This is a genomic window from Verrucomicrobiota bacterium (genome assembly GCA_021294815.2).
Lineage (GTDB): Bacteria > Verrucomicrobiota > Verrucomicrobiia > Opitutales > LL51 > LL51.
In genome coordinates this window covers 46030-60727 of sequence record CP095464.1, presented here as the reverse complement: position 1 = coordinate 60727, position 14698 = coordinate 46030, and the positions used below count along the sequence as shown (strand labels likewise).

The window sequence follows — 14698 nt, the reverse complement described above, 5'->3', positions numbered from 1 at the left end:
GAGAGCATCGCGTACAACTCGAAAATCGCGGGAAAAACTTGCACTTTCGGGAAATCGCGTATTGTTCGTTCTTGAAGAATGTCGGTCTCGAAAAAGTATTCCAATGTTGCCGATGCAAGCCGTATTTACCTCTTGCCCAATATCTTTACGGCGACCAATTTGTTTTGCGGTTTTTTGTCGATCATTCGGTGTATACAGGCACGTTATGCGACGACCGATGCGGCGACAGCGCACCGTTTTTACCAACAGGCGGTCTGGTTGATTTTTTTTGCCGGACTTGCGGATATGCTCGATGGGCGAGTCGCACGACTTAAAAAGAAGGAATCGCTCTTTGGTCTCGAATTTGACTCGATTTCCGATATGGTTTCTTTCGGCGTAGCGCCAGCCCTGATGGTTTTTTTGCGCATTCTTTCACCATGTGATGAGTACTTATTTTTCCGCCAATTGGGATGGATGATCGGGTTTATTTATTTGCTATGCGCAGGGGTTCGTCTCGCACGCTTTAATGTAATTACAAGTCCACTACTTCCTCGAGAAGAAGCAATCCCATCATATGATTTTTTAGGCCTTCCAGTACCGGCGGCGGCAGGTGTCATTGCATCATTTGTGCTCATCGTCGATAGCTACGATCTGCATGTGTTTTCAATTTTTTTGCCGTTTATTATGCTTCTAACGGCCTACCTGATGGTGAGCACGATCCGTTTCCCAAGCTTCAAAAAGATCAATTGGAGTACGCGGACGCGCCTTGGGACGTTTGTTGCCATCATCGGAGTCTTAGCGACGATTTCTTGGTTTCACCAGTTTTCGTGTGCGATCGTCTTTTTGAGTTACGTTGTCTATGGCCTTGTTCGCCATGTTCGGCAAGAGAGAAGATTTCGAAAAAGCGTAGCTGAGCGTCCAGAAAGTTCTATTGATCTGTGAAAGCGAAACGCGAAAATCCATTTCTAAACCTTGGGTTTAATATTATTCTCCCTTCGGTTTTGATGTCGAAGGCAGGCGATTGGTTTGGAATCAATCCACAAATCGCGTTGGTGTTGGCACTGACGTTTCCGCTGGGTTACGGAGTGATCGATTTTTGCCAATCACGGCGCTGTAACATTTTTTCTGTTATTGGTTTTATCAGCGTTCTGCTGACGGGCGTCATTGGGCTATTGAAACTTCCCACAGAATATATTGCGATTAAAGAGGCGCTCTTACCATTGTTTTTGGGGCTGGTTGTGTTTATCTCGGCCTTTACGCGTTATCCATTGATTAAGATACTTGTTTTCAATGAAGCGATTATGAACGTAGACCAGATTGGCGATCGGCTGCCTTCGCCACAGCAGCAATTCGCGCTCCAACGCCTGTTGTCGAAGGGGACATTAAAAATTGCGGGGTCGTTTTTACTGAGTGCCGTTTTAAATTTTGCCCTAGCGAAATATCTTGTGCATAGTGAGACAGGGACCATCGAATTTAACAAAGAACTGGCGCGCATGACGGTTTGGAGTTATCCCGTAATCGTGCTTCCCTGTACAATTGTGCTGATGGTCACTCTCTACCAACTCGTAAAACAACTCACAAAACTCACGGGGCTTTCGTTCGAGGAAATGTTTGTTGATACAGCTCCTAAAAATGTTCCATAGAACAATTTTTTAAGATTTTTTCTTGCGAGGTAGAAATTCGAAGCCCACTTTCCCTCCGTCGTCGAGCGTGAGATAGGCGGAAAACATTTTTCCCGTTCGCCTCGAACAAAAATTCTCCAAAAGATCGCTCTTTTTTTCTGTTAGCAATTTTGCGGCCTGTGTTTCATCGATGCGCTGCTCCAAAATATGCCGTCCCAAACGAAATGGGCATTTCGGATCATCTAAGAAGTGCTCGCACATGTACCAGGAATCCAAAGCATAAACGTTACCGCCACAACAGGGACATGGCCCGATTTTAGGATAAGTTTTCAGCTTTTCCAGCGTCAACGTTTCTCCTTGTAGGTCATCATTCTTGGTATTCTGAAAGGAGAATTTAACCTCGTGATTCTCATCGATATAGAGCTTTGCCGCAAATGTTTTCCCGATTTTTGACCGAAATCCCTCCAGAGGACCAACGGTGCCATTTTGCAATAACTCGGTGCACTCTGACTCCAATAAACGACGCCCTGAAATTACTTTATAGAGCTTTAATTGTTCGTCTTGAGAGCGATAGCATTGCAAAAATTCCAGCATCGGCTTGCCGTCTGTCGGCGAAATAAGATTCGAAATGCGTGGTTTTTGTTGAGACTCGTCAAAAGCCTTGATTTTATCGACCATTTCACGTGTAACTTCGGCAATTCCCTGCATAAATGTTTCACGGTCAAGCTGGCCTTGCTCCATGCGGCGCAATTTATATTCCCAATCCCCAGTAAGGGTGGGACTCGAAAGTGTCTGCACTTGAACCGTATCAAGGTAGTCAAAAAGGCCTTCGGCCTTGGGCGTCGGAACGAGATCTTTTTTTTGCCGCTCCATGTAGCGTAAATCGATGAGGTGATCAATAATTTGTGCCCGAGTCGCCGGCGTACCGAGCCCACGCTCTTTCATGGCCGAAGCAAGCTCTTTATCGTCGAGCATCTTTCCCGCGGTTTCCATCATCGATAATAGAGTTGCCTCATTGTATCGTGCTGGGGGACGTGTTTCATTTTCTTCCTTGTGGGCAACAACGGCTGCTTGAGGTGGTGTGCCATCCGCAGTATCAACGGCCGGCAGTGGTGTGGTCCCGTCTTCAAGTGTTTTCCCATATACGGCTAGCCAGCCCGGAAATACAAGAATTTTTCCTTCCGTTAGAAACTCGTAGGTACTATCGACGATCGAACGGCGTGTCGTGATCTCAAACTCCGCGGCAGGGTAAAAAACCGCTAAGAATCGTTGGACGACCATGGTGTAGATCTTGCGTTCTTCGTCAGAGAGGTTTGTAGCAAACTTTTTCGTTGGAATAATCGCGAAGTGGTCGCTGATTTGTTTATTATTAAAAATCTTTCGGTTATTTTCATCGATCCAGTTGTTTTGGAGAATTTCCTGAGCATAGGGTGTAAAATCCCCGCCTAATGAGCTAAGCACATGGCGACAAGTGGGCGGATAATCCTCAGGAAGGGCATTGGAATCGGTCCGTGGATAGGTAAGACATTTATGTTTTTCATACAGCGATTGGGCGAGTTTGAGCGTCATACCAGCCGGCATCCCATAGCGCGTGTGCGCTTCGCGCTGTAGTGTCGTGAGGTCGTAGAGCTTGGGCGGATTCGATTTCCGTTTGCTCTTTTTCTCTGTAATAACGGCCGTACCGCTAGCGTTGATTTTTTCAATCAAGGCATCGGCCTGTGTGAGATCGAAAAGTCGATCGATGCGTTCATCCGGGTCTTTATTGTTTTTATCAAAGTCTGGGCGCTGGTAAACGCCTTGATATTGGCCATTATGAATAGTAAAGTCAGCCACGATCCGATGGTAGGGCTTGGGTTGGAAGTGACGAATCTCATTCTCGCGCTGTAAGATCATGGAGAGTGTCGGCGTTTGTACACGTCCGATCGTTACCACACCACTGCCACGAGCAGTACGAGCCGTAATCGCACGTGTCCCATTAATCCCGATGAGCCAGTCAGCTTCGGAACGGCAACGGGCAGCGGCTTGAAGATTTTGCATTTCAGAACTGGGACGTAGGTGCAAAAATCCTTCGCGAATCGCTTCTTGTGTCATCGAGGAAAGCCAGAGGCGTTCAACGGTTTTTTGACAGCCCGCAAGTTCATAAATATACGTAAAAATGAGTTCCCCTTCGCGACCGGCATCGCAGGCATTGATGACCGTTCCGACGTCGCGTCGGTGCATGAGTTTTTTGAGTTCGTTGAATTTGGTCTTATTTTTCGCAATGGGTTTTGTTTTAAATTCTTGAGGAATGATGGGGAGAATGTCGAGTGACCAGCGTTTCCAATCGGGATTAAAATCTTCCGGCATGTAGAGTTCGACAATGTGGCCGACCGCAGAGCTAATAATAAAATCGTCATTTTCAAAAACACCGTCTTTTTTCTGGAAATCCCCTAAAACATCTGCGATATCCTGAGCGACACTCGGCTTTTCCGCGATCACCAACTTCTTCATCACCTGCGCAGCTAACCCAGGAACGCCTATTTGGCAATCTCTTATTCTCGGTCGCAAAAGGGGAAGTTGGTAAAACGTTGGCCGTCGATCGTTATGCCCTCATCCGGTATTTTAGCAAAATCAATGGTGAGGAACTCTGGTATGGATTTTGAGAGTACATTCCAAACGGCTTCGATCGATTGGAATTCTCGTTGAGTTCCCGTGTTGCCTAAATAGCTATTTTTAGCCATCGCGAGCCATTGCCACAGGGGTTGTGCTTCCGTTGGGCGTGTGAGTGCACGGTGATAGCGCTGTAATAAAAAATTTTGGTTGATGAGATGGCCATCTTCCTCGACGACGGTGGTAAGTGGAAAAATAAGGTGTCCATGGGGTGTCGTAACGTTTTTATGGCTCGCAAAGATAACGCTTTCCACTTTTTCAAACGCTTCTTTGGTAAATCCTTCAGCGAGAAGATCGGTCTCTAAAACAATGAGTGTCTGGATTTGACGGTTGTCGATCAGTGTTTCGATTTCTTGGAAATCTTCGATCTGTTCTTTTTTAATGGCACGTGTAAGGAGAGCTCCGCGGACGTTGGTATCGGTGTCTTTTGAAATCAGCCAGCCGTCGCCTGGTTGGGGATGTTTTTTAAAGAAAACGGGTGCTCCTAAAATATCTGCGAGTTGACGGATGAGGAAGAGACTCTCTAACGAAAGGCTAGCCTGGGCGACCATCGCACAACGGTGTCCAAAGCCAACCATTTTGAGAAACTTCGTGAGCGCTTCACGTAAATTGATGGGCTGTCCGTGGAATAATACTTTATCGATGCGGTTTTTGTCGTTATCGCGATAGAGGTTGCGAATGCTATCGGGAATGTAGCGGTTAACTTGGGGATTGAAACGTGGTTGGACGTAGGCAATTTCCCCATCATGCGCACAGAGATAAATATTGTTGCCAGCACTACTTTCGGTAGAAATTCCGGGAACGGTGTGTAGCTTCCAGGAGGGCAGGGCGCTGAGGGCCTGTTGGTCAAAAAGCGCATGGCACGGGCAGACTTCGATGGCATTGAGAAGATAGCCGTTCTCCGTGTTCGTATGAGGATAGCGTTCGAGGCGAAGATGATCGTTCTTTTCCCGAATAAAGTGAACAAAATCTTCACCAAGTTCTTCGCGGAAGAAAGAGACACAGAGACCACAGGATGTGCACTTTTCACGGTCCAGGAGGAGTCGATCGGAGAGTGGAGAAAGATAAGGCTTTTGCTTCTTTCCGTCTTCAATAGCGCGTGTAAATCCGAAACCGGTTTTGTTGTAGATCCGACGGAGTTCGCAATCCCCAAAGTGTTCACAGTAGTCACAGTCACAGGGATGAGAACGTAAGAGGAGTTGGGCTGCGAGTGTACGGATCATGGTAATGCGTTCGGATTGTGTCCGGACTACCATGCCTTCTTGGGGACGAATTGCACAGGCGAGAATCGGTACCCAGTCTTGAGCACTTTGGAGTTCGACCGTACAGAGACCGCAACGACCATTGGGTGTTAATCCGGCGAGGAAGCACATTTGTGGGATTTTGAATTCCGTTTTATTGAAAACTTCGAGCAGTGTTTCTTCTTCGTTAAAGGTCACTTCCCGTCCATCCGCTATGAGCGTTCCCATTGCACCTAAAGCTATCAAGAAGCGATGCGGCGTCAAGTACGGTACACGTTTTAGTTTCCGGCGAATTTACCGCGAACGATCTTGCCGTAATGTTCTATTAACTGTTCGATCATGCGGGGAACGGTAATTTTTTGGAAACATTCGCGATAGAGATGAGCGGAACCATAGATGCCCATAATACCGAGTCCGCCAAGTGTATCAAATTCGCGTATGAAATTTTGGACCATCATGAATTCGCGTGTATCCCAGTCGAATCCGTTGTCTCGGTAAATGTATTTTCCTTGTTGGATATTGTCTTGAGTGCGCTGATAGGCTTCGGAATCTTTTTGTCCCTGTGCCTCTAAATATTCAAGATATCGCTGGTCCGTCGATTTAAAGAGATGCGCGACGTCTGTGCCATGGAAGATCGTTAAGGGACAGGAATCTTTGATGGCTTTGAAAAATTTTATCACGTTAGGTCCGAAACTATCAAGGTGAGCGCGTTCCCAATCTTGTTCTAACTGATCCAAAATCTCATCGTTGTCGGATTGCATCCAGAGATTTAAAAATTGTGCGGTTGCGTAAGATTCTTCAACGAATAGATGTCGGAAGCCATAGGTATCATAGCAGTGCTTCCAGTATTCGATTTCCTTTTTGAGACAGCATTCATCGTTGTGGCCTTCGCCTAATAAAAATATTTTTCCTGATACGCTGTCTTTAGGAAAAAACTCGGCCATAGTAGAGGCATCGGATACCTTACGATATCCATAGTAGCCCGCGAAAATCACGCCGGAAAAAATTCCCAATCCCAGCAAAACTTTGATCCGCATAGCGTACGACAGTCTAAATTCGGTATCGGCTTTATCAAGTTCAATCCAGATTATGATTCCCAACAAGCGCTTAGAAAATCGTCGGACGCATAACGCACTAGCTTGACAAAAATCCCAGAATAACGATCTTCCAACGAAAGCGTTTAGGTGGTGGAATTGGTAGACACGCTGTCTTCAGGCGGCAGTGCCGAGAGGCATAGGGGTTCGAGTCCCCTCCTAAACACCCGCAGTTGTATGAGTGAGGAGCCGTTAGGGGAAGCGCCGGAGGGCGAGATTCAGGCGTCCGTATCGTTTGGCGATCGGGCGTGGGTATTTTTTGCGCAGCATTTGTCGGCGTTGAAACAGATGGGTATCGTGTTCGCGATTATTGTGCTTTTGGCAATCATTGTTACGGTTGGAAAAACAGTTGTAACACACGTCCGCGAGCGGGATTACAATAGTGCGGTTCTTAGCGGTGATATTGAGCCGTTTGCGAAAAAGTATGCCAGTACTAAGCTCGCAGGAACGTTTTTTGAAACCCTAGGGGCGCGCGCTTATGCTCAGGCGGACTTTAAAACAGCGGCGGATTACTACCGTCGTGCGGTCGCAGCCTTTGGCTATAGTCCATTCGGCGGAAAGGCGGAGATTGAAGAAGCCGTTTCACTGATACGTTCTGGTGCTCTCGAAGAGGGTGAAAAACTTCTCAACAATATTGCGGGAAGCACAAAGTATCCAGGATCAATCCAGGGGAAGGCGATGTGGCTATTGGGAATGAGCCTGTGGGGACGACAGGAAGTTGCGCGTGCAAAGGATGTTTTTAATAAGCTTACACACCGCGATCATTCGTCTTATTGGCAAGAGCAAGCGACTGCCGTTCTCAAGCAGCTGTAAGCTATGGCTATTCGATTGATTTATGCGACGCCTGCGACCAATGCAAATTTGCTCTACTGGGGGCATTTTTTTACGACCGATGCGTTTCTGGCGTTTGAGGTTGAGGGTCAACGTTATGCTGTAGCAAATGAACTCGAGTTTGCCGCGATGCGTGAGCAATCGGCATTTGATGGGGTTTTATTACCCAAAGATTTGGTCCCAGAAGGAGAGCCAAAACTCATTAATTTAATTGCAGCCATTAGCGAGCGTTATCCCGATGAGACGCTTTTATTGCCAAAAAATTTCCCAGCGGCACTATTACTGAAAATTCAAAAAGAAGAACTGCCGTACGCGATTGCTGAAGATGAGTTTCTGCCAGAGCGCACTACTAAAACCGCTGAAGAATGTGATCAAATCCGCGAAGCTTGTCGCGTAACCGCATTGGCGTTTGAGAGGGCGAAAATGATGCTTTCCCTAGCCGAAGTGACAAACGACGATCTATGGCTCGACGGGGAATACCTCACATCGGAGCGTGTACGTCACGAAATTGAAAATGTTTGTTTCCAAAACGGAGCTCTGGCGCAAGAAACGATTGTTGCCTGCGGACGTTCTGCAGCATGTCCTCACTTCCGTGGTTCTGGGCGGATTCGGGCGAATGAATTTGTCGTAATCGACATTTTTCCGCGCCTTCGAGAGTCTGGTTATTACGGCGATATGACGCGAACATTTTTAAAAGGACAGCCCACGGAAACTCAGAAAGCGGTCTATGACGCGGTCCAGATGGTACATGATCGTACGATTGAGGCCCTTAAGGTTGGCGTTAAGGCGGCCTCGATTCATGAAAAAAATATCGCATTGTTTGAAAACCTCGGTTACGAGACGACTGATAATATGGGATTTTTTCACGCGACCGGACATGGGGTTGGTCTCGAACTTCATGAAGCACCAGGTATTGGTAAGCAAAATGTCGAGCTCAAAGAAGGAATGGTTGTGACTGTTGAGCCAGGGCTTTATTACCCGGATATTGGCGGTGTACGCATCGAGGATGTTGTCGTAATTCGCGAGTCTTCGGCAGAACTTTTGTCGAATTTTCCTTACGATTGGATTTTGTAATGTTTTTCTTCAAAAAGAAATACCCGGCGAAGCGCCTTGCAAAGGACTTTTTGCTGCTCGCCAAAAAGATAGAAGATTATCGCGGCGATGTTTTAACCGCAGACCAATGGAGTGCGCTGCTGCGTGCCAAAAGGCTAATTGGAGAGGCCGCCGATTTACCTATGCCTTCAGCGACAGAGAAGTTTACGGAGGTCGAAAAGATTTTTGCCGATATCGGTGGCGATATCTATCCTATGACCGGCCTTGTAGAGAATGTAGAGGTCTTTTTGTTTGCGGCAATCCTAGCGCTGGCAATCCGTACGTTTTTCTTTCAACCTTTTGAGATCCCGACGAATTCGATGTACCCGACCTACGCTGGTATGCAGTACGAATTCACCAAAAGTACTCAAAATTGGGGCGAGCGTCTGAAGCGTTGGGCACTTTATGGTGCATCGCATTACCAGGTAAATGCGCCGGCAGCGGGGGATATTTTTGTACCAGTCGCCCTGCATAGGGACCAAATGGGGCCTTATGGCGGCAATCTTTGTTATCGGGTAGTAGATGCGCCAATTTTAGGCATCGTTCCTTCGAAAAAGCGTGAGTACACGTTTCGTGTGGGTGATCAGCCAGTGACGTTTCAAGTACCGTTGGAATTTAACATCGACGATGTCGTCCTGGAGGCATTCTTTCCTGGAAAACACTCTTGGATAGAGGTTTTAGAACAGCGGTCTCATCATCGGCTACACCGTTATAACGAACACGGTAAGCGCGTATTTTATCTCAATACGGGCATCGAAAAGAAGGAGGGTGAGCCGGTCTTGAACTTCGATATTTTATCGGGAGATATGCTATTCGTAAACAAATTTTGCTATCACTTTACGCGACCGAAAGTGGGCGATCCATTTGTTTTCCGGACTCGTAATATCGAGGGGTTGCATGGCGAGGATAAGTATTTCATTAAGCGTCTGGCCGGAATCCCCAGTGATCAGCTCGAAGTGAGGCCGCCGGAGTTATGGCGCAATGGGAAGCCGATTGAGGGCGCGGAGGCATTCGCTTTCGACAACCAACAACGCAATGGTTATCCGGGCTATACGAATGTCGGGCTCCTGAGTGAGGATCAGAGCGTATACGTCGACAATCACTGTTTTTTCGCGATGGGTGACAATTCGCCCGAGAGTTCCGATAGCCGCTATTGGGGCTTTGTTCCAGAGAAAGAGGTTGTCGGGAAGGCGGTCTTTATTCTCTATCCATTCACGAAGCGCTGGGGGATTTCCCATTAAAATTCATGCGTTGGCGCTGTACTTGTGCGTATGATGGAACCGATTTTGAAGGTTGGCAGAGTCAGGTCGGTGGTAATACCGTTCAGGATACAATTGAAGCACGATTAAGCGCGATTTTCAAAAGGTTGATTCGGGTTCATGGTGCCGGGCGGACCGATGCCGGTGTCCATGCACGCGGCCAAGTTTTTCATTTCGATGCGGAGTGGAAACATGGGCCTGAGAAACTATTAAGAGCACTTTCTTCAGGTCTTCGAAAGGATATTCAAATTACCTCTATCACAGAGGCCGATGCGTCCTTTCATGCTCGATTTTCGGCGATTCGAAAGCGTTATATTTACCGATTTTACCTTGGTCAAGCGTTGCCCTTTGAGACGCGTTACTATTGGTCTGTCGGCGATCGTCCAGTGGACCTGGTGGCCATCGAGCAATTAGCGCAACAATTTTTAGGAACACACGATTTTACAGCTCTGGCCGCTATCCATCGCGATGGAAAAGCTGTAAATCCTGAAAAAACGCTTTATCGCCTTGAATTTCAGCAAGAAGGCAAAAAGTTACAGCTCATAGTCGAAGGAAGCGGTTTTTTGTATAAAATGGTTCGGACGATTGCAGGAACCTTACTTCAAGTGGGGCGTGGCGCATTGACGGCCGATTATGTATGGGATTGCCTAGAGAAAAAAGAACGACGCGAGAAAATTGTTACTGCGCCCGCGCATGGGTTGTGCCTTGATCGTGTATTTTATGCTAAAAATTTTCTGCAAAACGTTTGACGATGGATTGGTGACAGGCCGTATGTTCGAATAGCCTGTATGTGGGCCGCCGTTCCATAACCTTTGTGTTGGGCAAAATTGTATACGGAATATTTCCGATCAAAAGCGGTCATAATATGATCTCGTGTGACCTTAGCGATGATGGAAGCTATAGCGATACAGGCGCTCTTTCCGTCACCGCCAACAATACCTCGATGAGGAAAGGGAAAGTTTTTAATGGGATTGCCATCAATAAGGATTTCTTCGGCTTTGTTCTTTGTAAATAAACGCTCGACGACGCGAATCATCCCTTGAGTGGTTGCCGCTAAAATATTGATGCGATCGATGGTTGCAGCATCGATTCCACAGGTAATAAAGTCTAAAATATGTTGGTTTCGCAGTTCTAGGAGTTTCTCAAACAGCCCTTCGCGTTTCCGAGGTGATAGCTTTTTGGAGTCATCGATATCTTCGATCCAGTCCAAACGCGCAATATTATTAAAATGGTCTTTGTGAATAGAGACGCCGCATACAACAACGGGTCCTGCTAAAGGACCACGCCCCGCTTCGTCAATACCGATGAGTACGGGAAATTGATTGAAAAATTGGCGATCGAATTCAATGCGCTCATTCACACAACCCATCTTTTTTAAAAAGAAAACTTTTGACGAATTTATTTTTCAATCCGTGGCGTATAGGTGCAAAAGAATTGATTTTAATGTAAAATTTTTACAATATTTCGTATGATTACGGACATCGAGCGTGCGTTGGGCTATGGGGCATCGCGAAAAACACCAATCCTGAATGATCCGACGCTCCATGAGTATGTGAACTTAGGTTTGATGGCATTAGGCTGGAAAGGTAGCCATCGTCAAGACCTTCAAATTGCGCGAATTGCAGAGCCGCTACTGGCCTCGACGAATAATTTTCGACGCCTATTGGCAGATTATAACTGTCCCTCCGACCAACGGATTATCGATTTTTGCGAACGCTATTTTGCCGAAATTCCAGACAAAGAAAAGCACGACTGGATCCCACGCCATACTTTTGTGACCGACCGTCATGGTGTCGCACGCGTGCTTTCATTACCGCCCGATGCGGATGAATTTCATTCCGAGCACATCGATAGTTATCGTGTCTACCAGGGCATTTTGCATAATCCCAAAATCGATAAACGCACGACAAAAGGCGTATTTCATATTGTTGAAGGGGGGGATTTTTCAGTCCCCGACGATAAAATTGAAGTCCCGAAATTGACCTTTGTGCGACTTTTAGCGTATGCCTGTCATCCTCCGAAGAATCTGTTGGAGCTTCCGTTTACCGCAACCCAGCGGCAGAAGGCCTACACCTTTGTTTCTGGATATTTAAAGCCCATAGTTTGTCCTGCGGTACCGAACTATTGTTGCGAAAAGCGCATGGAAATAAGGTTTTTTGTACCCGGTTCGCTCGTCAATTTTTTAGATATGGCGGAAAGTATTTTTGGCAATGCGGGTTCACCGATGTCGCCTGAAAATGATCCCGCGCTCGATCCCGAACGTTGGACGGGGCATACAGGTTGTATTATTGTTGCGCCACACCTAACTAAGTTGACGAAAAAGGAACTGGGATTACCGCATATTTCCGAGGCGACGGAACGCCAACGCCGCGACGGTATGTGCTGGGAACACGAAGATGAAATTTATCACAATGGGAAGCCCTTTAAAGTCATGGCGCGTGATAAGAGCGGTGTGATTTTTTCCATCATTGCGGACAGCTACAACGGTTACGGCAAAAAGGAAATTAAGACGCAGATGAGTTATTCGGCGAACCTTTATGGACTTTGTGAAGAGGAACACTCCGGGGGAACTTTAGCCAATCCACGTTATAACCTCGGCGATGATTTCCAGATGGATTACATTGCGCCATCGAACCAGTCCTTTTCGGCCCTATGTTCTCAGTATGCGGATAAAATTGATTTTAAAAAGGAAGGCTATGGGGTAGATCGCCAATATTCCGACATTCTTTATGTCCCCGAAGACGCTCATTTTTCCGCCAAAGAACAGCAAATCACGTGGAAAAACATGATGTTACGGATTGTTCCGAATTGGACTTATGTGTTGCCCAATGGCTATCAGGTGGAGCTCCAAAAGAATCCCCATTCAGGACAATGGCAACTCATTGGAACCGTAGGTGAGGGTATTTTTTGTCACAAACCATCAACAGTTTCAGGAGGAGGAAAATCAGAAATCTCGAAGTCTATTGACGATAACATTTCCGTTGGGAGCGCGGTGATTGTTGATTTTGAAAAAGACTGCGACGAGGTTGATAAAATCCTCAACATGGACTTTTCAAACCGCTATAAAGATCGTTCGAAAAAGACGTTGAAAATTCTCGATCGCCGACGTTCTTTGGGATCGATTATTAAGATGTTCCAGCAGAGCGATGAGCAAACGGACGAATATAATCGCTGGCTGACAACGGTTTCGCCCAATATCCGTGAACTTATTTATTTAATAAAACTCCATTATCGCGAGAGCTGGGGGAGTGATTGGAAATCGCATTTTTCTGTTGACCTCGTCAATGGAATGGCCGGCCATGAGCTCAAATATCTCAACCAAAAAGTGGTTGCGCATTATTTGCGGATAGGCGTCCGTTCCGATCATTCTTGGAATCTATTCTCCTTGCGCGAAGATTTCCGTTCGGCGCGAAAAATTTCGATGGAAGACGATATTACGGCAAGCGTTACCGTACCGGTGCGTCAGTTACCAGGACTTGAAAAGCCGTATGATTCCGTGAAATTTGTCGAAAATTGCGAATATCGCCTCTATCAGCGCCCCGATGATGCCATTGATCCCGGATACGATCATGAGGCCGAGCGCGAAATGACCTGGGATGATACCTTTATCTGCAATTATAAGCCGTTAACCAAAGATGATGTCCAAAAGATTGTCGATAATAGCATCCAATTTTCCCGGTATACGCCGCCGATGCAGACATTTTTAAAACAATTTTTGGAAGACCCTCACGCGCCGAAATATGTTGTTTGTCCCTCGCAGCAACGCGTTATGCCTGATGGCTCATTGAGTAGTAACATGCGTTATTTACAGGATCGCAAAGATATTACCGAAGCGCGGACGATGTATCTTACCGAGATGGGCATGCGGCTCGCACGAGGTCTTCGTGCTGAAATGCCGGTATATTTTGCCGCGGATGCGGTGATCGCAGGACGACGGAATAATCCGCCAGAACCGGGAATTCGGCCACTGTCTGTCCACAATCCACTTCATTATCTCGAATTGCCCGAATTGTTTATGGAATTTGCTTCCAATATGACCGGGAAATCACCCTCAACGACCGGTGCCGGTTTAGAAGGTGTGATGACAAAAGGTCCGTTCAATGCGATTAGCCAAATTGTCGATCTCAATAACGCGTTTTTAAGTTTTGTCGTCAGCGGTTACGAGGGATTTATTTCGTCGGCTGGTATGATCGGACCTAAAATCAAGGTTGGACATGATATTTCTTACCTAATTCCGGAAATCTTTAGCCGTATGCGTCCGGAAGAACGCGATCCACGTTGTCTTATTGAAGGTGGCTATTTAGAGCGCTGTAAGGATTTCGACTACCAAGGGAAACACGTCGAGGCTGGACGCTTAGGATACCGTATTAATCGGAAGTTTGTAACGACCTTTCTCGGAAGAATTTTAACCTCACCGGAAACCGTTTTCCCAGAAGCTATGCTCCAACCGGAACAACAAGATATGGCAGTCTTTGTCGATAGTATCGAAAATATCGTGGATGCGCATCGACGCGCGGCACTACGTTTTTTTGATGATCATACGATTCGGTATGCCTGTCCGCCGGTGCTCGCACTGCTCCACGTGATGGCTTATGGTGAATATCAAGGAATGAAACTGCACGATCCAGCTTTCCGGGCATTGTTTGATCGGAAAACAATTTTAGCAAGTGATTGGTATCACGAACGTTTACTAGCGTGTCAAAAAATTCGGGTCCTCCATCTACATCGCTGTATTCGTCGGATGCGGGCATTTATCGCTCAAAAGGCCAATGCCAGTTACACGCGTTCTATGCGGATCCGTAAACGTGTCCATGACTGCTACGAACAACTCAAATACCTCACGTCTGACCAGTACCTGCATGACATCGAGGGAACAATTGGTGCCGATCCGATGGTTCTGTGATTTTCGATTGCCGTGGGCTCTAAAAAAA

Annotated in this window: 11 protein-coding genes and 1 tRNA gene; 8 read left to right on the top strand and 4 right to left on the bottom strand. The window is 46.7% G+C overall.

Annotation, left to right across the window (positions count from 1 at the left end):
- Positions 1 to 78 precede the first annotated feature (78 nt).
- The gene (pssA, locus tag LW808_000300; GenBank protein UPA28508.1) at positions 79 to 921 is read left to right on the top strand and encodes a CDP-diacylglycerol--serine O-phosphatidyltransferase; all 843 of its coding nucleotides are present in this window, start codon (positions 79 to 81) and stop codon (positions 919 to 921) included.
- Positions 918 to 1622 carry an MFS transporter gene (locus LW808_000295; GenBank protein UPA28507.1) on the top strand — a complete coding sequence of 235 codons (705 nt, stop codon included), beginning with the start codon at positions 918 to 920 and terminating at the stop codon, positions 1620 to 1622. Before pssA ends, LW808_000295 begins: the two co-directional genes overlap by 4 nt.
- Before the next feature lie 9 nt (positions 1623 to 1631).
- On the opposite strand, the gene LW808_000290 is transcribed toward LW808_000295, so the two are convergent.
- From LW808_000290 to LW808_000280, 3 genes are read right to left on the bottom strand one after another with little or no spacing between them, the layout of a single operon-like run.
- Positions 1632 to 4091, bottom strand: a complete 2460-nt coding sequence (locus LW808_000290; protein UPA28506.1) for a DNA topoisomerase 3 — start codon at positions 4089 to 4091, stop codon at positions 1632 to 1634.
- A gap of 41 nt (positions 4092 to 4132) precedes the next feature.
- Entirely contained in the window at positions 4133 to 5719 is a 1587-nt protein-coding gene (locus LW808_000285) for a 2Fe-2S iron-sulfur cluster-binding protein (GenBank protein ID UPA28505.1), read from the bottom strand.
- 50 nt (positions 5720 to 5769) lie between these two features.
- Positions 5770 to 6528 carry a hypothetical protein gene (locus LW808_000280; protein ID UPA28504.1) on the bottom strand — a complete coding sequence of 253 codons (759 nt, stop codon included), beginning with the start codon at positions 6526 to 6528 and terminating at the stop codon, positions 5770 to 5772.
- 141 nt (positions 6529 to 6669) lie between these two features.
- Here LW808_000280 and LW808_000275 point away from each other — a divergent pair.
- The 5 genes from LW808_000275 to truA all read left to right on the top strand — a co-directional run bounded on the left by LW808_000275 (position 6670) and on the right by truA (position 10516).
- Positions 6670 to 6751: transfer RNA gene (locus tag LW808_000275), tRNA-Leu, on the top strand.
- A gap of 11 nt (positions 6752 to 6762) precedes the next feature.
- Positions 6763 to 7398, top strand: coding sequence for a hypothetical protein (locus tag LW808_000270; protein ID UPA28503.1), 636 nt, complete (start codon positions 6763 to 6765; stop codon positions 7396 to 7398).
- A gap of 3 nt (positions 7399 to 7401) precedes the next feature.
- Entirely contained in the window at positions 7402 to 8490 is a 1089-nt protein-coding gene (locus LW808_000265) for an aminopeptidase P family protein (GenBank protein ID UPA28502.1), read from the top strand.
- Positions 8490 to 9749, top strand: coding sequence for a signal peptidase I (gene lepB, locus LW808_000260; GenBank protein UPA28501.1), 1260 nt, complete (start codon positions 8490 to 8492; stop codon positions 9747 to 9749). The genes LW808_000265 and lepB overlap by 1 nt, the downstream gene beginning before the upstream one ends.
- A 5-nt stretch (positions 9750 to 9754) precedes the next feature.
- Positions 9755 to 10516, top strand: coding sequence for a tRNA pseudouridine(38-40) synthase TruA (truA, locus tag LW808_000255; protein UPA28500.1), 762 nt, complete (start codon positions 9755 to 9757; stop codon positions 10514 to 10516).
- On the opposite strand, the gene LW808_000250 is transcribed toward truA, so the two are convergent.
- Positions 10486 to 11136 (bottom strand): ribonuclease HII, encoded by a 651-nt coding sequence (locus LW808_000250; protein ID UPA28499.1) that lies wholly within the window; start codon positions 11134 to 11136, stop codon positions 10486 to 10488. The two genes, truA and LW808_000250, sit on opposite strands and share 31 nt — an antisense overlap.
- Positions 11137 to 11235: 99 nt before the next feature.
- On the opposite strand from LW808_000250, the gene LW808_000245 reads away from it, so the two are divergent.
- Entirely contained in the window at positions 11236 to 14670 is a 3435-nt protein-coding gene (locus tag LW808_000245) for a hypothetical protein (GenBank protein ID UPA28498.1), read from the top strand.
- Positions 14671 to 14698 lie beyond the last annotated feature (28 nt).